Annotated in this window: 28 protein-coding genes; 9 read left to right on the top strand and 19 right to left on the bottom strand. The window is 43.1% G+C overall.

From position 1 onward, the window contains the following. Positions 1-7 precede the first annotated feature (7 nt). A complete protein-coding gene (locus RZ44_RS09010; protein WP_035810571.1) occupies positions 8-598 on the bottom strand; it encodes a recombinase family protein in 591 nt (196 codons plus the stop codon). Between the two features lie 284 nt (positions 599-882). Here RZ44_RS09010 and RZ44_RS09005 point away from each other — a divergent pair, with 284 nt between their 5' ends. Together RZ44_RS09005 and RZ44_RS09000 are read left to right on the top strand one after the other, a co-directional pair. Continuing rightward, complete coding sequence (locus RZ44_RS09005; RefSeq protein ID WP_141639013.1) at positions 883-1,119, top strand: hypothetical protein; 237 nt, start codon at positions 883-885, stop codon at positions 1,117-1,119. A gap of 27 nt (positions 1,120-1,146) precedes the next feature. Beyond that, positions 1,147-2,619 (top strand): recombinase family protein, encoded by a 1,473-nt coding sequence (locus RZ44_RS09000; RefSeq protein WP_052108939.1) that lies wholly within the window; start codon positions 1,147-1,149, stop codon positions 2,617-2,619. Here RZ44_RS09000 and RZ44_RS11505 read toward each other — a convergent pair. The 13 genes from RZ44_RS11505 to RZ44_RS08935 all read right to left on the bottom strand — a co-directional run bounded on the left by RZ44_RS11505 (position 2,608) and on the right by RZ44_RS08935 (position 11,999). Further along, entirely contained in the window at positions 2,608-2,907 is a 300-nt protein-coding gene (locus RZ44_RS11505) for a hypothetical protein (RefSeq protein WP_141639012.1), read from the bottom strand. The genes RZ44_RS09000 and RZ44_RS11505 overlap by 12 nt on opposite strands. A 124-nt stretch (positions 2,908-3,031) precedes the next feature. Beyond that, on the bottom strand, positions 3,032-3,787 hold the full coding sequence (locus RZ44_RS08990; RefSeq protein ID WP_231856278.1) for a YczE/YyaS/YitT family protein: 756 nt from the start codon (positions 3,785-3,787) through the stop codon (positions 3,032-3,034). 112 nt (positions 3,788-3,899) lie between these two features. Beyond that, entirely contained in the window at positions 3,900-4,199 is a 300-nt protein-coding gene (locus tag RZ44_RS11480) for a transposase (RefSeq protein ID WP_052108937.1), read from the bottom strand. Next, entirely contained in the window at positions 4,196-5,542 is a 1,347-nt protein-coding gene (locus RZ44_RS08980) for an IS1182 family transposase (protein ID WP_035810565.1), read from the bottom strand. The genes RZ44_RS11480 and RZ44_RS08980 overlap by 4 nt, the downstream gene beginning before the upstream one ends. Before the next feature lie 218 nt (positions 5,543-5,760). Further along, positions 5,761-6,741 (bottom strand): acyltransferase family protein, encoded by a 981-nt coding sequence (locus RZ44_RS08975; protein ID WP_035811702.1) that lies wholly within the window; start codon positions 6,739-6,741, stop codon positions 5,761-5,763. A 137-nt stretch (positions 6,742-6,878) separates the two neighbouring features. Next, positions 6,879-7,634 (bottom strand): YczE/YyaS/YitT family protein, encoded by a 756-nt coding sequence (locus RZ44_RS08970; protein WP_052108936.1) that lies wholly within the window; start codon positions 7,632-7,634, stop codon positions 6,879-6,881. A gap of 120 nt (positions 7,635-7,754) precedes the next feature. Next, the gene (locus RZ44_RS08965; protein ID WP_141639011.1) at positions 7,755-8,423 is read right to left on the bottom strand and encodes a hypothetical protein; all 669 of its coding nucleotides are present in this window, start codon (positions 8,421-8,423) and stop codon (positions 7,755-7,757) included. A gap of 4 nt (positions 8,424-8,427) precedes the next feature. Next, positions 8,428-9,306 carry an ATP-binding cassette domain-containing protein gene (locus RZ44_RS08960; protein WP_035810561.1) on the bottom strand — a complete coding sequence of 293 codons (879 nt, stop codon included), beginning with the start codon at positions 9,304-9,306 and terminating at the stop codon, positions 8,428-8,430. Then, positions 9,303-9,677: a GntR family transcriptional regulator gene (locus RZ44_RS08955; RefSeq protein ID WP_035810559.1), complete on the bottom strand. Its 375-nt coding sequence runs from the start codon at positions 9,675-9,677 to the stop codon at positions 9,303-9,305. The genes RZ44_RS08960 and RZ44_RS08955 overlap by 4 nt, the downstream gene beginning before the upstream one ends. 751 nt (positions 9,678-10,428) lie before the next feature. Then, positions 10,429-10,794 (bottom strand): DUF423 domain-containing protein, encoded by a 366-nt coding sequence (locus tag RZ44_RS08950; RefSeq protein WP_035810557.1) that lies wholly within the window; start codon positions 10,792-10,794, stop codon positions 10,429-10,431. A gap of 19 nt (positions 10,795-10,813) precedes the next feature. Beyond that, entirely contained in the window at positions 10,814-11,080 is a 267-nt protein-coding gene (locus RZ44_RS11545) for a DUF423 domain-containing protein (protein ID WP_035810555.1), read from the bottom strand. 18 nt (positions 11,081-11,098) lie between these two features. Then, on the bottom strand, positions 11,099-11,341 hold the full coding sequence (locus RZ44_RS08940; RefSeq protein ID WP_035810553.1) for a hypothetical protein: 243 nt from the start codon (positions 11,339-11,341) through the stop codon (positions 11,099-11,101). Then, positions 11,334-11,999 carry a uracil-DNA glycosylase gene (locus tag RZ44_RS08935; RefSeq protein WP_035810551.1) on the bottom strand — a complete coding sequence of 222 codons (666 nt, stop codon included), beginning with the start codon at positions 11,997-11,999 and terminating at the stop codon, positions 11,334-11,336. Before RZ44_RS08935 ends, RZ44_RS08940 begins: the two co-directional genes overlap by 8 nt. 119 nt (positions 12,000-12,118) lie before the next feature. On the opposite strand from RZ44_RS08935, the gene thiD reads away from it, so the two are divergent. From thiD to folE2, 4 genes are all read left to right on the top strand, one after another. Next, on the top strand, positions 12,119-12,952 hold the full coding sequence (gene thiD, locus RZ44_RS08930; RefSeq protein ID WP_035810550.1) for a bifunctional hydroxymethylpyrimidine kinase/phosphomethylpyrimidine kinase: 834 nt from the start codon (positions 12,119-12,121) through the stop codon (positions 12,950-12,952). A 68-nt stretch (positions 12,953-13,020) separates the two neighbouring features. Beyond that, entirely contained in the window at positions 13,021-13,383 is a 363-nt protein-coding gene (locus RZ44_RS08925; RefSeq protein WP_035811698.1) for a DUF1806 family protein, read from the top strand. An 11-nt stretch (positions 13,384-13,394) separates the two neighbouring features. After that, positions 13,395-14,069 (top strand): bacillithiol biosynthesis deacetylase BshB2, encoded by a 675-nt coding sequence (gene bshB2 / locus RZ44_RS08920; RefSeq protein ID WP_035810548.1) that lies wholly within the window; start codon positions 13,395-13,397, stop codon positions 14,067-14,069. Positions 14,070-14,081: 12 nt separating this feature from the next. After that, positions 14,082-14,960, top strand: a complete 879-nt coding sequence (gene folE2, locus RZ44_RS08915; RefSeq protein WP_035810545.1) for a GTP cyclohydrolase FolE2 — start codon at positions 14,082-14,084, stop codon at positions 14,958-14,960. A 564-nt stretch (positions 14,961-15,524) separates the two neighbouring features. Here folE2 and RZ44_RS08910 read toward each other — a convergent pair. The 5 genes from RZ44_RS08910 to RZ44_RS08890 form a co-directional block, all read right to left on the bottom strand. Continuing rightward, positions 15,525-16,508 (bottom strand): nuclease-related domain-containing protein, encoded by a 984-nt coding sequence (locus RZ44_RS08910; protein WP_035810542.1) that lies wholly within the window; start codon positions 16,506-16,508, stop codon positions 15,525-15,527. Between the two features lie 297 nt (positions 16,509-16,805). Further along, a complete protein-coding gene (tadA, locus tag RZ44_RS08905) occupies positions 16,806-17,288 on the bottom strand; it encodes a tRNA adenosine(34) deaminase TadA (RefSeq protein WP_035810540.1) in 483 nt (160 codons plus the stop codon). Beyond that, positions 17,281-17,982, bottom strand: a complete 702-nt coding sequence (locus RZ44_RS08900; protein ID WP_035810538.1) for an HAD family hydrolase — start codon at positions 17,980-17,982, stop codon at positions 17,281-17,283. The genes tadA and RZ44_RS08900 overlap by 8 nt, the downstream gene beginning before the upstream one ends. 35 nt (positions 17,983-18,017) lie before the next feature. Then, complete coding sequence (locus RZ44_RS08895) at positions 18,018-18,974, bottom strand: NAD-dependent epimerase/dehydratase family protein (RefSeq protein ID WP_035810536.1); 957 nt, start codon at positions 18,972-18,974, stop codon at positions 18,018-18,020. 33 nt (positions 18,975-19,007) lie between these two features. Then, positions 19,008-20,198: a glycine C-acetyltransferase gene (locus RZ44_RS08890; protein WP_035810534.1), complete on the bottom strand. Its 1,191-nt coding sequence runs from the start codon at positions 20,196-20,198 to the stop codon at positions 19,008-19,010. 163 nt (positions 20,199-20,361) lie between these two features. On the opposite strand from RZ44_RS08890, the gene RZ44_RS08885 reads away from it, so the two are divergent. Genes RZ44_RS08885 through RZ44_RS08875 form a run of 3 tightly spaced genes read left to right on the top strand, consistent with a single transcriptional unit; the run spans position 20,362 to position 23,905 of the window. Beyond that, complete coding sequence (locus RZ44_RS08885; protein WP_035810532.1) at positions 20,362-21,549, top strand: amidohydrolase; 1,188 nt, start codon at positions 20,362-20,364, stop codon at positions 21,547-21,549. After that, positions 21,540-22,727 carry an amidohydrolase gene (locus tag RZ44_RS08880; protein WP_035810530.1) on the top strand — a complete coding sequence of 396 codons (1,188 nt, stop codon included), beginning with the start codon at positions 21,540-21,542 and terminating at the stop codon, positions 22,725-22,727. Before RZ44_RS08885 ends, RZ44_RS08880 begins: the two co-directional genes overlap by 10 nt. Further along, positions 22,727-23,905, top strand: coding sequence for a M20 metallopeptidase family protein (locus tag RZ44_RS08875; RefSeq protein ID WP_035810529.1), 1,179 nt, complete (start codon positions 22,727-22,729; stop codon positions 23,903-23,905). Before RZ44_RS08880 ends, RZ44_RS08875 begins: the two co-directional genes overlap by 1 nt. The last annotated feature ends 32 nt before the right edge of the window (positions 23,906-23,937 follow it).

Raw genomic sequence — 23,937 nt, 5'->3', positions numbered from 1 at the left:
TCCATTTTTATGACTTAACTAGAATATCCCCTTCACGCCTTTTTAACTCACGATATAATGCACTTTTACTTACTTTTGTGATATCACATATTTCTTTCACAGTTTTCGCACCAGAATGGTACAGTTCAATAGCATGGTTCATTCCAACATGATTTTCCGTATATTTTCTTATCCTTCCTTTATATTTCCCCTCTTTTTTAGCTTGAATTATTCCTTCACGCTGCCTACTCTTAATCATTTTTCTTTCATATTCAGATAGTCCAGACATAATTGTTAAAAGAAAATCTGAAAAAGGATTATCATCTGTCATATCAAACCAAGCATCTTGAAGTGACTTCATAAAAACTCCTTTTTTCTTCATCATTTCTACTAAATTAAGTAAGTCTACTGTCGAGCGGCTAATACGGTCTAAACTATGAACGATTACAATATCACCAGCATTAAGTTCTTCTAATAAATTTTGTAGAGCTGGTCTATTTAAATTTGCACCGCTTACCATCTCTTTAAAAATATTTTCGCATCCTTCATTTTTTAATGCCTCGATTTGCCTAGCTAAATTTTGGTCTTTGTTGGATACACGAGCATAACCGTATATCATACTTCACACTCCAAATATGAATTTTATTTACTATTATTTTATATCTAATTTTGGAACATGTAAATGGGAAACTATGAATCCAGTAAAATCCACATCTATATTTCATCCCAGTAGAGTACCCCATTGAAACAGGTTACTCTTACAAAAATCACTCTTTAGGATTTAAAAATAACAAAAAATCCAACCTCTAGTTATGTATGTATAAATTGTTATTTCAAACGTTTGGTGGCCACCCCCTTTTTATGAGGGGTTATTTTATTGATGAATTGAAAGAAGGTGAGAACATGTTACGTCAACACAAAAATACTGTAAAAGCTGCTATTAGAAAGGAAGGTTATTGGACTGGGTTCCTTGTAGCAAATAAGGTGCACCCAGCACATATCAATGGTCTCTGGTGTCTTGGTATGAAAGTTAAAATTACAAGCCTAGAGGAGCTGGAGAATATTATTGCTAAGTATGCTTACTACAACTGCAATAATGAATTGGGAAATCGAGTTCCTTTTTACGTCCAGCAGAAATAGAAATAAACGGAGAATGGAGGAGATAACATGGTAAAAGAAAACAATATTGTCAGCCTACCAATGCAAGGTGGAAAAAGTATTTCTGGAAGACCACAAATGACGAAATTGCTTAAAGATGCTGCTCAAAAGAAATTTGATACTGTCATCATTTATAAGCTAGACCGTCTTGCTAGAAAAACAAGAGATTCACTGGAAATTGCTGAAACATTAAATAATCATGGAGTACAACTCATCAGTTTATCCGAAAGCATTGATACAATCACTCCTCATGGACGAATGTTTTATACCGTATTAAGCTCATTGGCAGAAATGGAAAGAGAGCAAATAGTTGGTCGTGTGAAGATGGGCATGACACAAAGGCCCAAGGAAGGGAAATGGAATGGCGGTCAATGTATAGGCTATGATTCCAAGGACAAGCAACTTTTTGTAAATCCTAATGAAGCTATCATTGTAAAAGAGATATTCCAACTTGCCGACAAGGGGCATGGATACAAAAAGATAACTGGAATCATTAATCGTAAAGGATATAAAACGAAAAAGGGAAATGAGTTCTCCATTGCAACAGTAAAGAGGATATTAGACAACCCCATGTATATTGGAAAACTCCGATTCAATCAACATGAAAATTGGGCTGAAAAAAGAAGAAAAGGGAAAAACAAGGAGACTATTATAGTTGATGGAATACACGAGCCCATTATAGATAAAGAATTATGGGATAGTATACAACTAAAAAGACAAGGACGCTCATATAAAGCTGTACAGTCCTCCAAACCTTACTTTCTATCTAGACTTATACGTTGTCCACAATGTGGTGCTGGAATGGTATCTGCAAAGTCCAAAGGGAGAACTAAAACATATCGTTATTATGTATGTGGCACCTTCCATAACAAAGGGTCATCTGTATGTTCATCGAATAGTATCAATGCAGATATTGCTGAGGCACAAGTACTAGATGAAATTAAACGTATTGTAACAGACTCTAGTTTCATCAAACAATTGGTCGCAAAGCTGAACCAGGAAAGAGAACACGCCATTGAACCGTTAATTAAACAAAAGGAATATATTGAATCAAGAATAAAACAAAATGAGACCTATATTGCGAATATTACTGATAAGCTAATGAAGGACCCTGATTTAGTTTCCTCATTTGCAGAAAGATTGAAAGAGCAGCAAAGTGAGAAAATATCTAACCAGAAACAGCTGGAGGAAGTTGAGGAAGAGCTTACCAGCATCAATACAAAACCAATTGATTTAATGGCGTTTCACCATCTTATTAAAAATATCGATGAGATACTGGACAAAGTAAGTGGCGAGGAAAAGAAGGAACTTTTACGTATGATTGTGGAACAGATTGAGATTACGCCTTCGGCTGAAAAAAGGAGCCATGGAAGACAGAAAGGACGAGAGGTTACTAATATTAAGTTATACTTTGACTTTACTCCAGAAGCAGTAAAAAAAGTCAAAAAGCCTTCTCCTAAAGATGGCGAGCTATGCTCCTGATAGCAACATTGATTTGTCGCCCTTAAATAAAGTGAATCCAACGGAAAAAGAGCTAAGGGACACATTGAGGTCCCTTTCAGTTTTACCCTCACTTATGGTACGGTTCACCGATGCCTTTGGCGAAAAAAGCCTGCCAGCATTATAAACATTGGCATATGGAATATATATAAATGCATAAATCGAGTTGATCAGCTGTGAATCAGACGCAAACGGCTGAATCATATGACCAAATACAACGAGAAAAATTAATATTAATCTGGCGTTATCAAAAAACGGCATACGGCTCATGATAAGCTTCCTTTCACTTTTTATTTTCTGTATTTCGTAATATGTTATTAAACATTTTATCAGAATGAAAGTAAAAGCCTGTTTGCATAAAAAAAAGAATCTCAAATGAGATTCCTTCTGTCTGCTATGGGGCTGTTGGATTTTCAAAAGGCTCTGGCAATTCTTCTTCGAATCCCGTATCGTTTCCAGGCTCTGCAGTTTCTATTACTTCTTCTGCGATTGCTTTACGCTGTCCCGACCAGTCTATTAAATGATGCTGATATTCCTTCATCATCCAACCGGTAATTTTTCCGATAAAATACGCCGCAATTAATGTGCCTATACCTATTGAACCGAGTGACTGAATAAAGATAATACAGATGAGACCTGCTGCAGCAACGTTCAGCAAGTCACTCGTAATTTTAGCTTTGCTGAACTGCATATTGAACTTTTCACTGATTACGTGTGTTAATTCATCATATGGCATCAACGGGAATTTTGTGCTGAAATAACCGAGCAGTCCTGTTGAAACAACAAATAAACTGATTACTAAAAATGCACTGCGCATAATCCATGTTTCAGGTGCCGGCAATATTTGTACGAGGAACAATGTAAAATTCATCATAAAACCAAAAAGAAAAGTAATAATCAGCTGAAATATTGCTTCTCTTAAATTAAATTTTTTACTTAAAATGATTTGAATAATAATAAACAGGACATTCGCGGCTATCGTCATCAGGCCGATAGATATTCCTGTGGAAAGTGTAAATGCATAAGCTAATGAGGATACGGGCGATACACCCAGATTTGCCTGAATAGAAAAACTGACACCGAGAGAAAGAAAAAACAAACCGAAAAAGTATAAGATTAAACGCTTAGCAGTAATGTTTATGTGGGCTATAGTTATCCTTCCTTTCAAAAAAGTCTCTGTATATAACTATACGCCTCTTTTTGTTTCATTTGTTGAGGGTTGCTTTTTTATACAGAAAAGGGGCTGGGACAAAAGCCCTGAATCAATAAGAGAAACGGCTTGGACATCTTGATTTTAAGATGTCCAAGCCGTTTTGTGATTGTTTGAGTATAGAAAGTACAGGTTGCCGGACGAGTTTTCTCAGGTTCACCGCCATTAAAGCGATGCCCAGCTCGTTACGCACCGGATCTTTCCCTCGTACAGACATCCGAGTGAACCCTAAATTCGCCTTCAAATTCCCAAAAGTCGTTTCGACATCGATTTTGCGTTGGGCGTATCGACGTCGACCTTCTGGGCTTGAAAGCGTCTGCGTCACCTGGGCTTTGAAATACTCCAGGTTCATATTTTTTTGAATCCGTTCCGCTGGTCCGGTGCAGATGTTTTACACAACGCCATCAACGGACAATCCCGACAGTCCTCGCATTCATATATTTTAAATACTCGCTGATAACCATATGTGTCCGTTCGAGTGGTATGACGTTTCAAAGGTAGTCGGCGATTGTTCGGACAGACATAGTAATCATCGATTTCGTTATATTCCCAATGATTCGGATGTATCGCATCTGTTTTATACCGTTTCTTTTGTTCTTTATAGTACGTATTGTAGGGAATCAATGCCTCACGTTCATATTTGTCGGCCACGCACTCATAATTGAATTCACTGCCATACCCTCCATCGGCGACAATATATTCCGGCAGGTGTTGGAACGTGTGCTGCATCGTATGAAGAAATGGATCGAGCGTGCGGGTATCGGTGGGATTCCAATAAATATCGTATCCCAGTACAAACTGATTGTTGGTCGCAATCTGTAAGTTATATCCGGATTTCAACTGACCGTTCTGCATGTGATCATCTTTCATTCTCATGAATGTCGCATCCGTATCGGTTTTGGAATAACTGTTGCGATCGCCCATCAGTGAGCGTTGTCTCTGGTAGTTGAGCCGTCGGTCCAAGTAATCCTTCATCGCTTTCTTGGATTTGCGAATCTCTGAGCGTTCCGACCGAATGGCTTTACGGGTTGGCATATCTTCCGTACCGTTAATCTGTTCAGTTAAACCGGTTTCGCTTTCTATCAGTTGCGTATGGATATGCGCCAATTCTGATGCCGTTAATGGCCCCTCCGATTCCCGAATCATTTCCGGAATCACTTCTGATTCAACCAGGGCTTCATATTTTGCTTTGGATTTTTCCAGCAACGCAGCTTCGTGCCGGTCGATATTCTTTCTAAAGACAAACGTATACTTATTGGCATTCGCTTCAATTTTTGTACCGTCTATAAAAATCGCATCCGACTCAATTAAGCCATTGGATTCCAGCTGAGTTCTAAACTGGATGAATGCAGATTGAAGCAGCGCAGCCATCTTCGGATGCGCGCGGAATCGGTTAATCGTTCGATACGATGGAGTTTGATTTTGGGCCAGCCACATCATTCGGATACTGTCCTGCAGTAATGCTTCGATTTTACGACCGGAAAATGCAGACTGGCTGTAGGCACAGAGTAAGATTTTCAGCATCATTTTGGGATGATAGGACGACGCGCCCTGGGAGGGTCTAAAGCCATCAAACACATCTTCCGGCATGCTTTCGACCAGCGTATGCACCGCTTTTGATATATCGCTATCTGGGATCAGGATTTCTGTTTCGAGTGGCAGTGTGATTTGGTTCATGTTATAATTTTTATACATAAGATTCCTCTTTCCTTTGTGTGTTGTGGTAACTACATTGTATATGAGGGTCTTATTTTTTTGTAGATATATCGTATATTTCCATATAAAAAAGCGCACTTGACTCCTAGGGGAGTAGCGTCGCGTGAGACTACAGGCTCACGCGACGCCCCTGGAAAGCAAGTGCGCTTTTTGATTTAGAGACTAGACTTATGTCCCAGCCCCATCTTTTTACCACTCTACTGTTTCCACTTCAATTCAACTAACGGCCTTGTCAGTGCGACCACAGGTCTGCTCGACAGCACAATCACAACAAGTGCCGACAGCAGTATGAGCCAGAATGTTTCATACCATTTGTTGTACCATAAAATATCAAACTCCCTGAACGGCTGAATAATAAATCCGTGCAGCAGATAAACGTATAATGTTTTCTCACCGATTTTCGTCAGCCAGCCGTAATCACCGGACGGTATTAAAGCAATCATGCTGATAATCAGCAGCGCCGCCAGAATATAAATAATGAGGCGCATCAGCCCGCCGCTGATTTCCGCTTCAAGACGTCTGTATGCAACAGCCCCTGACAGCCAGTCTGTATCGAGCGTCACATCCACGTTGATAAAGAGATAAATAAACGTAAACAGCGCAATCATAAAAATAATTCCCGCAATACTTAAGCCTTTGGTTTTTATCAGCGTGACATGCTCTTTCGTCATAAAGTAGCCCGCTAAAAAGAACGGGAAAAATGCGAACGTCCGAGACAGGCTGAGGCCGAATGACGACAGGTCGACGTAGCCGACAGCAATGCCGAGAAATATCGCCGCCGGAACACTCACCATTGCCGGAATGCGTTTAAACAATACGAGCAGAATATGCCAGCTGAAGAGACTGACTAAAAACCACATTGCCCATTGCGGATGCAGTATGCCGTTATACCAGCTTTCGCGTCCGAGGAGAAAGTACAGCACGGTGTACAGACCCTGGAACATCAAATACGGCAGCAGCAGTTTTTTTGCAAGATTTAAAATGTACTTCGGTTCACCGATACCTTTCGCGAAAAATCCTGCCAGCATGATAAACATCGGCATATGGAAAATATAAATAAAAGCATAAATCGAGTTGATTAGCTGCGAGTCAGACGCAAACGGCTGAATCATATGACCAAATACTACGAGAAAAATAAGAATCAATCGCGCGTTATCAAAGAACGGCATGCGGTTCATTGTAAGTTTCCTTTCCCTTTTAATTTTCTGCATTGCGTAATATGTTATAAAATATTTTATCATAATGGAAGTAATATCCTGTTTAACGATTCGATTACAAAAAAAGAACCTCCCTCTCTGGAGATTCTTTACGTCTGTTATAGTGTTGTCGGATTTTCCCCGGGTTTCGGAAATTCGTCTTCGAAGACCGTTTCTTTTTCCGGAGCTGCAGTTTCTATAACTTCTTCAGCAATGGCATTACGCTGTCCGGTCCATTCGATTAAATGTTGCTGATATTTCTTCATCATCCAGCCGACAATCTTCCCGACAAAATACGCGGCAAGCAGTGTACCGATACCGATTGAGCCGGGTGAATTAATAAAGATCAGACAGATAACCGCTGCTGCAATAACGTTCGTCAGATCGCTCGCCACCTTTGCTTTACCGAACTGCATCCTGAACTTCTCGCTGATGACGTGCGTCAGTTCGTCATAGGGCATCAGCGGGAATTTCGCGCTGAAATAGCCGAGCAGTCCAAAAGACACTACAAATAAGCTGAGCCCTACAAATACAAAGCGCATTAACAATGATTCCGGCGCCGGCATCATCTGTATAAGGTATAGTGTAAAATCCATCATAAATCCAAAGAGAAATGCAATTAAAATCTGTACGACGGATTCTCTGAAATTAAATCGTTTACTTAAAAATATTTGAATAACGATAAACATAATGTTGGCAGCTATCGTCATCATGCCGATAGAAATACCAGTCGTCAAAGTCAGTGCGTAAGGCAGTGAGGACACCGGTGAAACCCCGAGGTTCGCCTGTATCGATAAACTTACGCCCGCAGAAAGAAAAAACAAACCGAAAAGATATAACGTTAATCGTTTAGCTGTAATATTTATATGCTTTATAGTTATCCTTCCTTTCAGAAAAGTCTCTGTATATAACTATACGCCTCTTCTGTATGAATTTGTTGAAAATTGCTTTTTCACAATAAAAAAGAACCTCACACCCGGTGAGGCCCCTTACTGTTATCCGAATTTTACCGGTATATTTTTTATCACTCTGAAACCGATCCAGCTGTACAGGAGTATTAAAGCAATCAGCAGTGCATACCCGACAAGCACTGACATGTTTCCGAGCACGCTGAAGTAGTTCAGCAGCTGTTCATTGAAAATCAGAAATACCAGTGCGAGGAGTCCGGAAAAAATCGACAGCATTCCAGCCCAGAACCCTCTGTAAAAAGCCGCTGCAATGAGTATACCGAGCGCCCAGAACATCAGACCGCTGATGAAATGGAAAACGCCGTACTCAAACCCGCTTAAATATTTCATGTCTTCCGGCGTCATATATTCGCCTGCAAACGGTGTAAACGAAAGTCCGAACGTGATAATCCCAGTAACTGCCGTGATGAACACCGCAGTAATCAGCCCTGTAATCATTAAGGATTTATAGAAAGTCTTTCTCGAGACTCCCATATTTACCGCCCATTCCGTAAACATCAGCACCGACAGAATCCCGAGCACAAACAGATATGTGCGGTTTGCAGTCATGCCAAAACCGAAGAACGATGTAATACCGTCACTTGCAAAGATATTCGAGATGATATATATAATTAACAGAATTCCGAGGTACCACAGCGACCAGACCGGAAAAATACCCGTGAAAATCTTCGTCATGTCTTTTAGTTTAGTTGTCATAATATCACTTCCCATCTTTCTTTTTATCCGTCAGGCTGATAAACATTTCCTGCAGTTTCAGCGGCGAAATGTCCAGATGATTATCTTCAGCGGTTTCCATCTCTTCCTGTGTAATGGTGCCGAGCACCGTATCGATCTGCAGCGCACCGAGGAATTTGACGTTAATTACATTTTTGTTTTCTGTAAACGTTCTGACTTTTTCCGCTTTACCGGCGATCGTGTAGCCCTTCTCAAGCAGTTCAAAAGTCGGTTCATGAAGCAGCACCTGTCCGTTATGAATCATAATAATGTCATCGAATAAGTGCTCCATTTCCGAAATAATATGCGTCGAGAGAATGATAATACGTTCCGCGCGGTTCGCCGCTTCAAGTACCTCGCCGTAGAATAATTCTCGTGTCGGTGCATCCATGCCGTTCGTCACTTCATCAAAAATAGTTACTTTCGATAACGATGCGAGACCGAGCGTTGCATTCACTGCCGCCTGCTGCCCCTGTGACAGTGCGCTGTATGATTTATCCGTATCGATGTCGAATGTGTCTAGGAGTCGATACGCGTACGCCTCGTCAAAGTCACTGCGGAACAGCGAACCCGATTCGATGTATTCCGTAATCTTATCGTTTTCCGTACTCGTTTCCTTCGGGTTGTACAGGAAGTTAATATGCTGCATCACATCGTCCTGCTCATATACTTTCTTGCCGTCCAGTGTGATACTGCCATCCGTCGCTTTTCTGTAAGATGCAATGAGCGACAGCAGTGAAGTTTTCCCCGCACCATTCCTCCCGAGGAGCCCGTAAATTTTCCCCGCTTCAAGTTCCAGACTGATATCCCTCAGAATCGTCTCTTTTTTAATATTTAAACTTACGTTATTTATTTTTAACGTCATTCTTTGTCCCCCCTGTTTACATCGATCATTTTTTGTATATCACTTTCTGTTAAATCCAGTTTCTTCGCCTCTTCAAGCATCGGCTTCAGGTATTCCTCTACAAACCCTTCACGTCTCGATGCCAGCAGTTTTTTGCGCGCCCCCTCTTCAACAAACATTCCAACACCCCGTTTTTTGTATAGTACGCCTTCTTCCACAAGTTCTGTTACACCTTTCGATACAGTTATATGATTCACTTTAAAATATGTGACAATTTCATTCGTCGACGGCACTTTATCGTGTTCAACAAGTGTTTCATCAATAATCTGATCAGCCAGCCAGTCTCTGATCTGTACAAAAATCGGCTTCTTCTCATTCAGCAGCTTCGACACAGCGCGTCCTCCTTTCTTTAATGCATGCCCTATTTATGTTTTGTGCGTTTAGGTCATCCAGTTATATATCTATGTATATAACTATATAACCAATAGCGTAATTTGTAAACATTTTGTTTGAAATATTTTAGTACTGTAGGTATTTATGGCGATAAAGATATTCGGAGTTCTATGAAGAGCCTTCATAGAACTTCTAAACTCTCTGGATTCCTATGAAGAACGTTCATAGAACTTCCAAACTCTCTGGATTCCTTTGAAACCCCTTCATAGAACTTCCAAACGCCACGGATTCCTATGAAACCCCTTCATAGAACTTCCAATCGCCACGGATTCCTATGAAACCCCTTCATAGAACTTCCAAACGCCACGGATTCCTATGAAACCCCTTCATAGAACTTCCAATCGCCACGGATTCCTATGAAACCCCTTCATAGAACTTCCAATCGCCACGGATTCCTATGAAACCCCTTCATAGAACTTCCAAACCCTGCGGATTCCTATGAAGAACGTTCATAGAACTTCTAAACGCCACGGATTCCTATGAAGAACGTTCATAGAACTTCCAAACGCCACGGATTCCTTTGAAACCCCTTCATAGAACTTCCAAACGCCACGGATTCCTTTGAAACCCCTTCATAGAACTTCCAAACGCCACGGATTCCTATGAAACCCCTTCATAGAACTTCCAATCACAGACTTCACTCCATACAAAAAAGCCGGGACATATTGTCCCGGCTCCCCCGTATAAATACTAAAGTTTTACGATTCCGATAATAACCAGCGTCCAGCTGATCAGGAACATGACGCCGCCTATAGGTGTGACTGCACCAAGAATAGAAATCCCCGTGAATGCAAGCACCATCAGTGAGCCTGTAAAGAACACGATTCCTGCTGTCATGAACCATCCTGCTGCAACGAGGAACTGCGCGCCTGTTACCTGGATTAAAATGCCGATCGCAATCAGACCAAGTGCATGGTAGAACTGGTATTTAACTGCAGTTTCCCATACGTCCAAATAATGATCGCTCAGTTTTCCTTCCAGTGCGTGCGCACCGAATGCACCGCACGCGACGGCGATAAATGCATTGACTGCACCTAATATAATAAATAATTTCATGTGATTAATTTACCCCTCTTTACTCTCTGTTTTTAATAAAAATAAGATACAGCGAACTTGAATACAGTATCAGACTGAAAATAAACAACCATCCGCCGAACTTTAATATTTGCACTTCGGGCACATACAAAAGCCCTGCAAGAATTAGTGCCAGTGAAGTATACCTCATATATTTCAACGCTTTATTCCACGGTTTTATATGATTTTCCCTCAGATTTTTTCTATGAATGCCGAACACAAAAGAAAGAATGAAAAACACTGAACCAACTATGATGAATAATATCATTAGGTGAGATGACCTCCATTAAAAATCAAAAATATCTTTGCCGTTACCGTCATCATCCTCGTCTGCCGCAGTTTTTGCAATAGGCGTACGGTATATTGTCACATTATCTTCTAATTTCACTCCGGGTTCCGGGTGTTTATCGTCTGCGTCCGTCAGAAGGCCGAGGAGCCGTTCCATCGCATAGGCATGCTTTTCCACATCGACGCCCGCTTCTATAAAACTCAGTTCCTTTTTCAATTCCGCTGCAATACGCTTATTCATTCTGTTCGCTCCAATCTATTGCTCCGCGCCCGACTGACTCCAGGTAGTCATTTGTCTGGCTGAACGGTTTCGACCCGAAGAAGCCTCTGTAGGAAGATAAAGGACTCGGGTGCACCGACGTAATAATTTTATGTTTATCTGTATCGATTAATTTAATTTTCTTTTGTGCAGGATTCCCCCACAAGATAAAAACCACATGCTCGTGTTCTTTTGAAATCGTGCGGATAATATCATCCGTAAACTTCTCCCAGCCGAGTCCGCGGTGCGAATTCGCATCACCTGCGTCTACTGTCAGCACTGTGTTTAACAGGAGTACACCTTCACGTGCCCAGTCCGACAGATTACCGGATGTCCGGACGATGCCGAGGTCGCTTTCCAGCTCTTTATAAATGTTGCGGAGTGACGGCGGTATTTTAATCCCTTCATTGACCGAGAACGCAAGACCGTGCGACTGGCCTTTTCCGTGGTACGGATCCTGACCGAGCACCACTGCTTTAATACCGTTAAACGGTGTCAGCTCAAATGCCGTGTACACTTCTTCTTCCGGCGGATATACTTCCCCCGTTCTGTAACGTTCATTCAGCGTCTGTCTCATCGTCGTAAAATCGTGATTATTAGTAATACTGCGGAAGATTTCCTCCCATGTTAAATCAGCCATTTTCCACGCTCCTCCATACTAAAGATTCATTATATCATCGTTATAAGCAATGCTCTAGAATTACACGGCTAATTATAGTAAAATGACAATATCTATCAGTAGAATTAGGGGGCAATACAATGGCACTTGCAAAAACGTTAACAATAGCCGGTACCGACGTCAGCGGCGGCGCTGGAATCGCAGCAGATTTAAAAGCATTCCAGGAACATGAAACTTACGGCTACAGTGTGTTAACAACTGTAGTATCAATGGAACCATCAACATGGTCTCACCGTGTGAGCCCAATCCCAATAGAAGATGTTAAAAACCAGCTGGAAACAGCATTATCTTTAAATCCCGATGTAATTAAAACGGGAATGCTGCCTTCAGAAGAAGTTGTAGAACTTTCGAAGGACGCATTTTTAAATTCAAATGCCAAGCATTTCGTCGTCGACCCGGTAATGGTCTGTAAAGGTGACGATGAAGTTCTTAACCCCGGCCTTGTGGAATCAATGATCGAGAACCTGATTCCGAATGCCACGGTCGTTACACCGAACCTTGTGGAAGCGGGTCACCTTGCGGGTGTTAAAACACCGCGCACGCTCGATGAAATCAAGGAAGCGGCGAAATTAATTCACGCTAAAGGTGCGAACTACGTTGTCGTTAAAGGCGGCACAGGCATCGAAGGTGATTCGGCAATCGACGTATTTTACGACGGCAGCGAACTTCATCTGCTCGAATCGAAAAAATTCGATACTGCATTTAACCACGGTGCAGGCTGTACTTTCGCAGCATCAATCGCAGCAAACCTGGCAAACGGCAAAGAGCCGCTTGAAGCAGTTCAGCAGGCGAAAGCATTCGTAACAAGCGCAATTAAAAACGGCTGGCAGATGAACGAGCATGTCGGCGTTGTCAGACACGGTGCTTACAATTCAGTAGAAAAAATCGAAGTTGTAGATAAAGTATTAAACTAAGAGATAGCTTGCTATCTCTTTTAATGTGTAACCGATATTATGATTATAGGAGTTTTCTATTCATGGAAATGAAGAAAATTGTAAAACAGGATGTCCAGGAAATCTTAACAGCTTACGAAAATACACCCGTCTACTTACACGTTGAAATTACCAGCGGTATGTACGCGAGTCACTTGGACGGTAACGTCTTTAACGCGGGTACATTCCTCCGTAACATTCAGGTGGAATTCATTCAGGCGACGATTCGCGGCGGCAACCGTTCCAAAGAACACCGCGTCGGCTTAAAACTCGACAACGGCGGCTGGGTATATGTTCTCGGTTTAACGCATTACATTGAAGGCGAGAACGGGGAGTTTATCATGCACGGCTTTAACGGTGAAGGTAAACTTGCCTCAGCACTTGAAATTTCAACGAAACCATTCTTTAAGTAGGAGGAAATCACATGGATTTTTCACAGGAAAATCACGTACTTGTTGTTTTCCCTCATCCCGATGACGAAGCATTCGGTGTGAGCGGAACAATAATGAAATACAGAGATGCGGGAGTGCCTGTCACTTATGCATGTCTGACTTTCGGCGATATGGGGCGCAACCTCGGCTATCCGCCGTTTGCAACGCGCGAATCACTCCACTCTATCCGTAAAGCCGAAGTCGAAGAGTCAGCGCGTATAATGGGCGTTGACGATCTCCGCCTGCTCGGATTCCGCGATAAGACGCTCGAATTCGAAGAACATGGTAAACTGAGAGGCGTTATTACCGATATGATTCAGGAACTTGCCCCGACACGGATTATTACATTCTATCCCGGCTATTCAGTCCATCCCGACCACGAGGCGACTGCCGATGCTGTTATAGAAGCACTGGAGGAAATACCGGCCGATAAACGCCCGGCACTTCAGCTTGTTGCATTTGATAACCGTACTTTTGATGACCTTGGCGACCCTGATATCGTCATCGATATTGAAGGCTATACAGAACGGAAACTGGACGTCATGGCAGCTCACCGCTCACAGACGGGCAAATTGCTCGAAGACCTTGCTTCAGATACACAGCAGGGAGACGATGCACGCAACCGCTGGATGAGATACGAGAATTTTTATTCATACGAAATTGATTAAGGAGCATTATAAATGGAAGAATTTGACTTAACGACAAGAGAAGGTCGTTTTAAACATTTTGGTTCTGTTGATCCTGTTGAAGGTACTAAACCAAAAAATAAAGAAGATATGGCAGATTTACAAAACTCACGTAAAGACTTCCTTTTTGAAGTTGACTCTGTCGGCATAAACAACTTAACGTACCCTGTAGTTATCGGTGACTTCCAGTCAGTCGGAAACTTCGAACTGGCTACAAGTCTTGAAAAAGACGAAAAAGGCATCAACATGAGCCGCTTAATCGAATCACTGGAAACGGTAAACAGCAACGGCGTTCCACTTAACTTTGACACGATCAAAGAGCTGCTTACAAGACTCCGCGACCGTATGAAACAGAATTCAGCAGAACTTACTGTCGACGGTAAATGGTTCTTTAATAAGCCATCACCAGGTACAGGTCTGGATGCGATTGCAAATGCAGACGTAGTCTACTCGGCAGAATTCGACGGCGAAAAATTCACACGCAAACAATTCGGCATGACGGCACAGGTGACAACACTCTGCCCATGCTCAAAAGAGATCAGTGAATACAGTGCACACAACCAGAGGGGCAACGTTAAAGTGTTAATCGATATCGATGACAGCGTTGAACTCCCTGAAACTTATAAAGAAGACTTATACGAAGTGCTGGAAATCAACGCGTCAAGCCAGCTCTATCCTATTCTTAAACGCACAGACGAAAAAATGGTTACAGAACGCGCATACGAAAACCCGCGCTTCGTCGAAGACCTTATCCGTCTTGTCGCATACGACTTAGTCGAACTCGACTGGGTAAAAGGATTCGAACTTGAATGCCGCAACGAAGAAAGCATCCACCAGCACGATGCATTCAGCAGACTTAAATACCAGAAATAAGATTGATAAATATATTAGGACCGAAACCCGCGGGTTTCGGTTTTTTTGATGCGCTTTTATGGTTTGGGCGCTCTATGAGCCGTGTTCATAGAACTTCTGGTCGCTGTGGGATTCCTATGAAGTGTGTTCATAGAACTTCTGGTCGCTGCGGGTTCCTATGAAGTGTGTTCATAGAACTTCTAAACACCGCGGAGTCCTATGAGCAGCATTCATAGAACTTCCAAACGCCACGGATTCCTATGAAGAGCGTTCATAGAACTTCCAAACGCCACGGATTCCTATGAAGAGCGTTCATAGAACTTCCAAACGCCACGGATTCCTATGAGCAGCATTCATAGAACTTCTAAATACCACGGATTCCTATGAGCAGCATTCATAGAACTTCCAAACGCCACGGATTCCTATGAAGAGCGTTCATAGAACTTCCAAACGCCGCGGAGTCCTATGAGCAGCATTCATAGAACTTCTAAATAACACGGAGTCCTATGAGCAGCATTCATAGAACTTCTAAACACCACGGATTCCTATGAAGCGCGTTCATAGAAATCCAAATCATATATATATCTATTCTTTAGCAGCTAACTTATCTCTATAGCGCTGCACTTTCCGATGCATCGCTAAAGCTTCTTCCAAATCCGGGTATTTCAATGTGTAATTTGTATAATTTCCTTTTTTATTTATATAACAATACTTCTGAAAAGCTCTGTAGATGGTACTCCTGTTAATTTCATCGTTTATAAGATAAGTGAGCGAACGCTGAGTCATAGGCTGATTGTAAAACAAATATTTATGATCATACATAGCGCGTAGTAAATGCGAATCCAGGCTTTCAATAGTTCCACATTCCTGACAAGCGTACTGAAATCGTTTCTTTATCAAATTAAAGCTGCCGCATTCGCTGCAATATAATCCGCGCTGCAGCTGATTAATATCAGCCGTTTCCGAAAAATATGTATTATCCACAATAACATTGCGTATAATATTCGCGATGTTTTTAGCTTTATTTCCAACGCGTTCATTATGAAACTGGCGCAGGTACTTTCTCAGGTGATTACGCACAATCGTGTGCTGCCATATCCGCTGATCTTCAGATATTACTCTCACATCATCGCTCGGAAATATTAATGCCGCTTCAACTTTTACATTTATCTCCGATGCATCCATCAGGTTCATGAGTTTACCCTTCGCCCTGTCGAGCTGCGCAAATGCATTATCATTTACAGCTCTGTTATTTCTGTACCACCTGTTGTTCTCAAAGTGATAGTCTCCTGTAAAGTTTTTGATTTCATTAATAACTACTCTATTTTCCGAAATAATTATCGTGTCATATTGAGTATGTGTATTTCCTGTCTTCAGATAAACATCCCTGATGATATAAATATTGTCGTGACCGACTTCATCCAGAATTTGATCATACTTGCACTCACCTTCGTAACCTTTCTGCAATTTTTCTTTTTCATATTGCTCCTGACGGTTAAAATCTTTTCTCGAAGACAGTGCATTGTAATATAAAAGTTCGATTGGCATACCGCGTTTGTTTAAAAACATTTAAACCCCTCCTTTAAAATTAAAAAAGTACCTCTTACCCTATATATAGGCAAAAAGTGCGTTTTCCTTTTAAAAAAGTTATGTTTTAGCAGTTTTCACGAAACTGATGGTAATATTACACAAACATGCTGATTACTGGTATTAAATGGATGGTGAATTTCACCGAACTCTATATAAATACTGCTCGATTCCTGATATATTTAAAGTTTAAAGCCCGATATATTAGAGCGATTAACAGCTCATCACCCATAAACTGAACCACACCACAAACAAAAGAACTCCCGTCAGGTCCGCTTATCACGGTCCTGTCCGGGAGTTCTTTTTCTGTTTAGCGCGTAATCTTAAGTTTTTAAAGAAAGTTTTCAGCATCGCACTGCATTCATCCTCCAGCACGCCGCTCACCACGTCTGCACGGTGGTTAAAGCGCGGTTCGTCAAGCAGATGCATCAGACTGTCCACCGTGCCTCCTTTAGGGTCCGGCGCGCCGTATACAACCAGCGGCACCCGTGACATTATTATCGCGCCGGAGCACATGACACACGGCTCAAGCGTGACGTATAATGTGCAATCTTCGAGCCGGAATGATCCGACTGCTTCCGCTGCTGACTGGATGGCCAGCAGTTCTGCATGGGTTACCGGATTCTGTGATGTTTCCCTCAGGTTATGTGCCCGGCTGATTATTTCACCGTTCTTGACGACAACCGCACCGATCGGCACTTCACCGAGCGCTTCTGCTTTCTTTGCTTCTTCAATTGCCGCTCTCATATACACATCATGCATCGAGTATAAACTTCCCGTCTGCATCGTATAAGTCTTTAATGCTGTCGACTATTCTGTCGGCGCCCGCGAGATGTTCGCGCTGCCCCGTGCCGCTCAGTACACCGATTGTATAAAGTCCTTCATCGTATCCGAGCAAAGTATCAGCGGCATTGTCGCCGATCATGACAAGTTCCTCAATCGGATAGCCGTGCTTGTCGATAAAGTCCTTTATAAAACCGAACTGCGGTTTGTGATAGTCGTTGTCATCGCCGCAGATTACATCGAAAATATACGGCTCGAGCTCAAATTTCCTGATAAATCTTAACGTCGAATCCCTGCTGTCGCTCGTTACGATGACGTTTTTATATCCATTTGACAAACCGTGCTGAAGCGCAGTTTTTACTCCGTCGATTAATTCCATGTCGTCAGTGAGCATCCCGAGATTGGATTCGTAAAAATCCTTCGCCCATTTGCCGCCGCCTTTTTCAATCGATTCAAAGACAGCATGAATATCACTGCCGGTGCCCGAGGCTATCGTCGAGTTCGCTTTAATTTCTCCGTCGACATAGCCCAGCTTCTCGGCAACTTCGGGTTTTCTGTGCCGCACATTAAAATCTTCAGAGAATTTATCGATGCACTTTTTGGCATACGGTGTCCACAGCTTATGAAAATTTAACAGTGTCCCATCCTTGTCGTATAAAAGTATACGGTTCATTCGTCACCCTCCACGAACCGGACGGGGCATCGCTATTAATTCCCGGCCCGGTTCTTACTCTGTATCGCTTCTATCATTGTATCAGTCATTTTATCCAAATCAAAAGCTGCGTTGAAGCCCCACTGACGTTTCGCTTCAGATGCATCGATGCTGTCCGGCCAGCTTTCAGCGATACCCTGTCTGACAGGATCCACATCGTAGTTTAATTCGAAATCCGGGTAGTGACGGCGGATCGATGCCGCCACCATTTCCGGTTCAAGACTCATATTTGTTACGTTGAATGCGTTACGGTCCTCAAGCTTGCTGCCGTCCGCTTCCATCAGGTCGATAATCGCCTGAATTGCGTCATCCATATACATCATGTCCATAAATGTATCTTTGCCGATAAATGACGTGTACTTGCCGTTTTTCACCGCTTCAAAGTAAATTTCAACAGCGTAGTCCGTCGTACCGCCGCCCGGTTCTCTCACGTGTGAGATCAGCCCCGGGAAACGCACGCCGCGAGTGTCTACGCCGAATTTCTCGAAATAGTAATCACACAGCAGTTCTCCCGATACTTTGTTTACCCCGTACATCGTTGTCGGACGCTGAATTGTCGTCTGAGGTGTATTTTCCTTCGGCGTTTCAGGACCGAAGGCACCGATTGAACTTGGTGTGAAGAACTGCATGTCCAGTGCACGTGCTGTTTCCAGCGCGTTTACAAGACCGCCCATGTTAATATTCCACGCCAGCATCGGATCCTTTTCACATGTGGCACTTAACAGTGCCGCCAGATGCATAATCGTATCTGCTTTGAATTCACGGGCGATGCGCTCCATCGCTTCACGGTCCGTAACATCCAGAATTTCGAAAGCTTTGCCTTCGAGCGGTGAATCCACAGGTTCTTTAATATCCGTCGGCAGAACGTTGTCCTCACCGTAAATCTCTCTTAATTTAACGGTTAACTCTGTTCCAATCTGACCGAGCGCCCCTGTAACTATAATTCGTTCCATGATTGTTTCCCCTTATTCAAAAAAGTTTGTGGTTTAGCTGATAATTCCCATTTCACGGCCAACTTTAGCGTAAATTTCAAGCGCGTTGTCGAGCATTTCTTTCGTGTGTGCCGCTGTCGGCATGTTTCTTACGCGACCTGTACCTTTAGGCACTGTCGGGAAGACGATTGACTTCGCATAAACGCCTTCTTCTTTCAGACGTTTCGAGAATTCCTGGGCTTTCTTCTCATCACCGATAATACAAGGTGTAATCGGTGTTTCGGAATTGCCGATTTCAAAGCCTAAATCCTTCAGGCCGGCTTTCAGGTAATCACCGTTCTCCCATAGTTTATCGTGCAGTTCAGTTGAAGCCATCAGCGTTTTAACCGCTTCTGTAATTGCTTTCGTATCTCCCGGTGTTAATGAAGTCGAGAACAGGAACGGACGTGCCGCTACTTTCAGGTAATCGATTAAATCCTGTGAACCGGCAACGTATCCGCCGACTACTCCGATTGCTTTCGATAAAGTACCCATCTGCAGATCGATTTCCTTTTCAAGACCGAAGTGCTTAACCGTGCCGGCACCTTTGCCCATTACACCTGAGCCGTGTGCATCGTCGACATAAGTAATTAAGTCGAACTCTTTGGCGATTTCAACGATTTCAGGAAGTTTTGCAACGTCCCCGTCCATCGAGAATACACCGTCTGTAATGTACATTACTTTTTTGTATAGCCCCGATTCCACCGCTTCTTTCGCTTTAGCGCGGAGATCGTCCATATCCGAATGGTTAACGCGGATAATTTTCGCTTTTGATAAGCGGCATCCGTCGATAATCGATGCGTGGTTCAGTTCATCTGATAAAATCGCATCTTCTTTATTCATTACTGCCTGGATTGCCGCCATATTACAGTTGAAACCTGACTGGAATGCTACTGCAGCTTCAGTTCCTTTGAACTCTGCAAGTGTCTTTTCAAGCTCCACGTGAAGGTCGAGCGTACCGTTAATCGTACGTACCGCACCGGCACCTACACCGTGAGTTTTAACCGCTTCAATCGCTGCTTCTTTCAATTTTTCATCTGTTGCAAGACCTAAATAGTTATTCGATGATAAGTTAATCAGTTTCTTGCCCGCTACTGTGATTTCAGGACCGTTTGCACCTTCTACTACATCTATTTCATTGTATAATCCGTTATCCTTCAAATACTCTAAATTCGATTGTAAATACTGTTCTAATTTCTGTGACATTTACGTCCCCTCCTTACATAGTATTTTAGCATATCTAAGCGCTTTCTTTGAGCGATTACGAATTGTTTATATTGTTGTAATTTTCTCACTTTTAAGCATTTTATATTTTAAAGTGCCCCCGGCTCTGATAATATGAATAGAAAACAGTTATGGAGGTTCAACCATGAGCATTAAAGATATCGCATCATCAAAACTTCCCGAGATGGTTACAAACAGAAGACATATGCATATGCATCCGGAAGTTTCATTTAAAGAGAAAGAAACATACCAGTTTATTTTAGGCAAGCTCAAGCAGCACCCTGAATTGAACATTCGTGAAAATGTCGGTAAAAACGATGTAAACGAAGGTGCCGGTATCGTTGCTTCCATTGGAACGGGCAGTCCTCATATTGCTGTCCGCGCTGATTTTGATGCACTTCCAATACAGGATCAGAAAGATGTTCCTTATAAATCGCAAAATCCGGGCGTTATGCACGCCTGCGGCCACGATGGCCATACAAGTACCCTGCTTGCTCTCGTGGACACTGTAGTGGCTAATAAAGCCAATTTAAGCGGTACTGTGTCGTTTATTTTCCAGTACGGCGAAGAAGTACAGCCCGGCGGTGCAAAATCCATGGTAGAGGACAATGTTCTCGACGGTATCGACAAAGTATACGGTCAGCATTACTGGAGCCAGTTTGATACGCACGAAGTGCAGACAAAAGCGGGCGCAATGATTGCAAGTCCCGACGGATTCTACATTACACTTCAGGGCTCCGGCGGCCACGCGGCATATCCTGAACGTACAGTCGACCCGATCGTCATCGCAGCAGAACTGATTACGAATCTGCAGACAGCGGTCTCCCGTCAGATTTCACCGATAGACAACGCAGTAGTTACAGTCGGCAGCGTTAACGGCGGCGACGCGTTCAACGTCATTCCGGACACGGTCAGCATTACCGGGACCGTTCGTACGTTCAAACAGGAAGTTAAAGAGAAAATATATGAAATCTTTAAAGAGGAAGTCGAATATACCACTAAAAAACGCGGCGGCACTGCTGATCTGCAGTATTCATTCGGCTATCCGGCTGTTATAAATCATGAAGAAGAAGCTCAGGTTATAGAAGATGCGGCGAAAGATCTCGGTCTGCCGTTCAAAGAAGCAGATCCGTTAATGATCGGTGAGGACTTCTCGTACTTTATCCTGGATAAACCCGGTGCCTTCTTCTATACAGGAACAGGAAACGAAGACAAGAAGACAACACCGGCGCATCATACCGATATGTTTGATATCGATGAAGACGCGATGGAAACGGCACTGATGATGTTTATGAAAATTCTCGAAAAAGAATCGGTGATCAGATGGATGTAAGAAAATTAGAAAGGGCAGTAAATAAGCAGTTTGGAGAGATGGTCCAGCACAGGAGACACCTTCACATGTATCCCGAGCTGTCATTTCAGGAAGTACAGACGCCTGCATACATCGCAAATTACCTACGCAGCCTTGATATCGATGTGCGTGAAGGCGTCGGCGGACGCGGCGTGGTCGGCAGGCTGATCGTTGATGAATCGCTCCCTACAGTAGCTCTGAGAGCCGATTTCGATGCACTGCCAATTCAGGATTTAAAAGATGCACCGTACAAATCGACAGTACCCGGCGTTATGCATGCCTGCGGCCACGATGCCCATACGGCAGTCGTGCTGACTGCAGCGAAGATTTTAAGCGAAATGAAAGATGAATTAAAAGGAAATATCGTTTTTATTCATCAGCATGCAGAAGAAGTAGATCCCGGCGGTGCAATCCAGATGATTGCCGACGGTTGTCTCGACGGTGTCGATGCCATCTTTGGACAGCATGTATCAACGTCATTGGACGTCGGAAAGATCGGCTATAAATACGGAACAGCAACAGGCATTCCCGACGACTTTACTATTAAACTGAAAGGTCGTGGCGGACACGCTTCACGTCCTCACGATACTATCGACCCGGTTGCTGCCGGCATTGCACTGTGCAATCAGCTGCAGTATGCCGTGACGAGACGGACAAATGCAATGGATTCAGTCGTGCTGTCCATTACGATGTTTAACGCAGGCAATCAGCATAACGTCATTCCCGATGAAGTAACCATCGGCGGCACTATCCGTTCGTTTAATCATGAAATGCAGGAGACGATGATTAAAGAACTGAACCGGACGCTTGAAGGACTGGTCAGAACGACAGGTGTGTCATTCGACCTCGACTATATGAAAGGCTATCCGCCTGTCGTCAACGATGATCAAATGACCGATATCGTTATCGAAAGTGCAGCGAGAATTTCCACAGTCAATGAAACTATCAGACTGGAGCCGGACCTCGGCGGAGAAGATTTTTCTTATTATCTGCAGCGCGTGCCAGGCACATTTTTTTATACAGGTGTCAAAAACTCGAGCTTCAAAGCAGATTTCCCTCACCACCACGCCCATTTCGACATCGATGAAAAAGGCATGGTCAACGCCGTGAGCGTTATGCTCGAATCTGTATTTACGTATTTTGAAAAGGAGTCCCGATAATGGATATAAAACAAATAATCAATGACCACTACGACTCAATGGTGGAACTTCGAAGATATATGCATCAGCATCCTGAAATCTCTTTCCAGGAAATGAATACAAAAAAATGGATCTACGATCAGATCAAAGATCTCGGTCTCGAGATCAGGCAGGATGTCGGCGGTAACGGTATAGTTGCCCGTCTGCAGGTCAATGATGATTTCGAAACTGTGGCACTCCGTGCAGATTTTGACGCATTGCCAATTCACGACGAAAAAGATGTACCATACAGATCTAAAACTCCGGGTGTCATGCACGCCTGCGGACACGATGCACATACAGCCATGCTCATTACGATGGCTAAAATTTTAACAGCTCATAAAGAAGAGCTGCCGGTCAATGTCGTCTTTTTACACCAGCACGCAGAAGAACTGCTGCCGGGCGGAGCGAAAGCAATGATTGAAGACGGCGCGCTTGAAGGCGTCGATTACGTATTCGGCACGCACGTATCCACTAAATTCCCGGTCGGCACGGTTAAATATAACTACGACACGATGTACGCCAATGCAGACTCATTTAAAATTACGGTACGCGGGCTTGGCGGCCACGGCGCAACTCCACAGGTTACCCATGACCCGATTATCGCCTCTGCGTCACTGATTCAGCAGGTCCAGACAATCGTATCCCGTTCTGTCAGCCCGCTCGACTCTGCAGTTGTCACGATTGGTGCTTACAATGCCGGAACGGTATTTAACGTTATACCGGGCACAGCGGAAATTAAAGGGACATTCAGAACATACACACCTGAAGTCAGAGAGATTGTGGCGAAACGTCTCGAACAAATTTGTCTCGGTATCAGCGCGAGTTTCAATGTTAATGCCGATCTTGAAATTATGTACGGCTATCCTTCCATGAAAAACGATCATGCACTGCTCGACTATGTCGCTGATAATGTCAGAGAAAATGCCGCATTTGTTTCGGGTGTTGAAGAAGTCGGTCCTGCAATGGGCGGTGAAGACTTTTCGTACTTCATTCAGGAAAAGCCCGGCTGCTACTTCTACACAGGGGTCAGCAACAGTGACAAAAAGGCAGATATTCCGCATCACCATCCTTTATTTGACATCGACGAAGACGGTATGAAAACAGGTGTTGAAACACTCTTGAAAGCAGTACTGAATTTCGATAAAAGAGCAAAATAAAACAGAACACAAAAAAAGAGCTGAGATAAAAT

The organism is Jeotgalicoccus saudimassiliensis (genome assembly GCF_000756715.1).
In the GTDB taxonomy this organism is placed as follows: Bacteria; Bacillota; Bacilli; order Staphylococcales; family Salinicoccaceae; genus Jeotgalicoccus; species Jeotgalicoccus saudimassiliensis.
This window is presented reverse-complemented; position numbering and strand designations above follow the sequence as displayed.

What these genes read in the sequence shown, in the direction of transcription:
- RZ44_RS08890 (WP_035810534.1), bottom strand. Translation starts at nt 20,198, where the DNA reads ATGTCACAGAAATTAGAACAGTATTTACAATCGAATTTAGAGTATTTG.
- tadA (WP_035810540.1), bottom strand. Translation starts at nt 17,288, where the DNA reads ATGCATGATGTGTATATGAGAGCGGCAATTGAAGAAGCAAAGAAAGCA.
- RZ44_RS08940 (WP_035810553.1), bottom strand. Translation starts at nt 11,341, where the DNA reads ATGAATAAGCGTATTGCAGCGGAATTGAAAAAGGAACTGAGTTTTATA.
- RZ44_RS08885 (WP_035810532.1), top strand. Translation starts at nt 20,362, where the DNA reads ATGAGCATTAAAGATATCGCATCATCAAAACTTCCCGAGATGGTTACA.
- RZ44_RS08895 (WP_035810536.1), bottom strand. Translation starts at nt 18,974, where the DNA reads ATGGAACGAATTATAGTTACAGGGGCGCTCGGTCAGATTGGAACAGAG.
- RZ44_RS09000 (WP_052108939.1), top strand. Translation starts at nt 1,147, where the DNA reads ATGGTAAAAGAAAACAATATTGTCAGCCTACCAATGCAAGGTGGAAAA.
- RZ44_RS09005 (WP_141639013.1), top strand. Translation starts at nt 883, where the DNA reads ATGTTACGTCAACACAAAAATACTGTAAAAGCTGCTATTAGAAAGGAA.
- RZ44_RS08900 (WP_035810538.1), bottom strand. Translation starts at nt 17,982, where the DNA reads ATGAACCGTATACTTTTATACGACAAGGATGGGACACTGTTAAATTTT.
- bshB2 (WP_035810548.1), top strand. Translation starts at nt 13,395, where the DNA reads ATGGATTTTTCACAGGAAAATCACGTACTTGTTGTTTTCCCTCATCCC.
- folE2 (WP_035810545.1), top strand. Translation starts at nt 14,082, where the DNA reads ATGGAAGAATTTGACTTAACGACAAGAGAAGGTCGTTTTAAACATTTT.
- RZ44_RS11505 (WP_141639012.1), bottom strand. Translation starts at nt 2,907, where the DNA reads ATGAGCCGTATGCCGTTTTTTGATAACGCCAGATTAATATTAATTTTT.
- RZ44_RS08875 (WP_035810529.1), top strand. Translation starts at nt 22,727, where the DNA reads ATGGATATAAAACAAATAATCAATGACCACTACGACTCAATGGTGGAA.
- RZ44_RS11545 (WP_035810555.1), bottom strand. Translation starts at nt 11,080, where the DNA reads ATGATATTATTCATCATAGTTGGTTCAGTGTTTTTCATTCTTTCTTTT.
- RZ44_RS08950 (WP_035810557.1), bottom strand. Translation starts at nt 10,794, where the DNA reads ATGAAATTATTTATTATATTAGGTGCAGTCAATGCATTTATCGCCGTC.
- RZ44_RS08925 (WP_035811698.1), top strand. Translation starts at nt 13,021, where the DNA reads ATGAAGAAAATTGTAAAACAGGATGTCCAGGAAATCTTAACAGCTTAC.
- RZ44_RS09010 (WP_035810571.1), bottom strand. Translation starts at nt 598, where the DNA reads ATGATATACGGTTATGCTCGTGTATCCAACAAAGACCAAAATTTAGCT.
- RZ44_RS08880 (WP_035810530.1), top strand. Translation starts at nt 21,540, where the DNA reads ATGGATGTAAGAAAATTAGAAAGGGCAGTAAATAAGCAGTTTGGAGAG.
- RZ44_RS08980 (WP_035810565.1), bottom strand. Translation starts at nt 5,542, where the DNA reads ATGTATAAAAATTATAACATGAACCAAATCACACTGCCACTCGAAACA.
- thiD (WP_035810550.1), top strand. Translation starts at nt 12,119, where the DNA reads ATGGCACTTGCAAAAACGTTAACAATAGCCGGTACCGACGTCAGCGGC.
- RZ44_RS08975 (WP_035811702.1), bottom strand. Translation starts at nt 6,741, where the DNA reads ATGAACCGCATGCCGTTCTTTGATAACGCGCGATTGATTCTTATTTTT.
- RZ44_RS08935 (WP_035810551.1), bottom strand. Translation starts at nt 11,999, where the DNA reads ATGGCTGATTTAACATGGGAGGAAATCTTCCGCAGTATTACTAATAAT.
- RZ44_RS08910 (WP_035810542.1), bottom strand. Translation starts at nt 16,508, where the DNA reads ATGTTTTTAAACAAACGCGGTATGCCAATCGAACTTTTATATTACAAT.
- RZ44_RS08960 (WP_035810561.1), bottom strand. Translation starts at nt 9,306, where the DNA reads ATGACGTTAAAAATAAATAACGTAAGTTTAAATATTAAAAAAGAGACG.
- RZ44_RS11480 (WP_052108937.1), bottom strand. Translation starts at nt 4,199, where the DNA reads ATGAACCTGGAGTATTTCAAAGCCCAGGTGACGCAGACGCTTTCAAGC.
- RZ44_RS08965 (WP_141639011.1), bottom strand. Translation starts at nt 8,423, where the DNA reads ATGACAACTAAACTAAAAGACATGACGAAGATTTTCACGGGTATTTTT.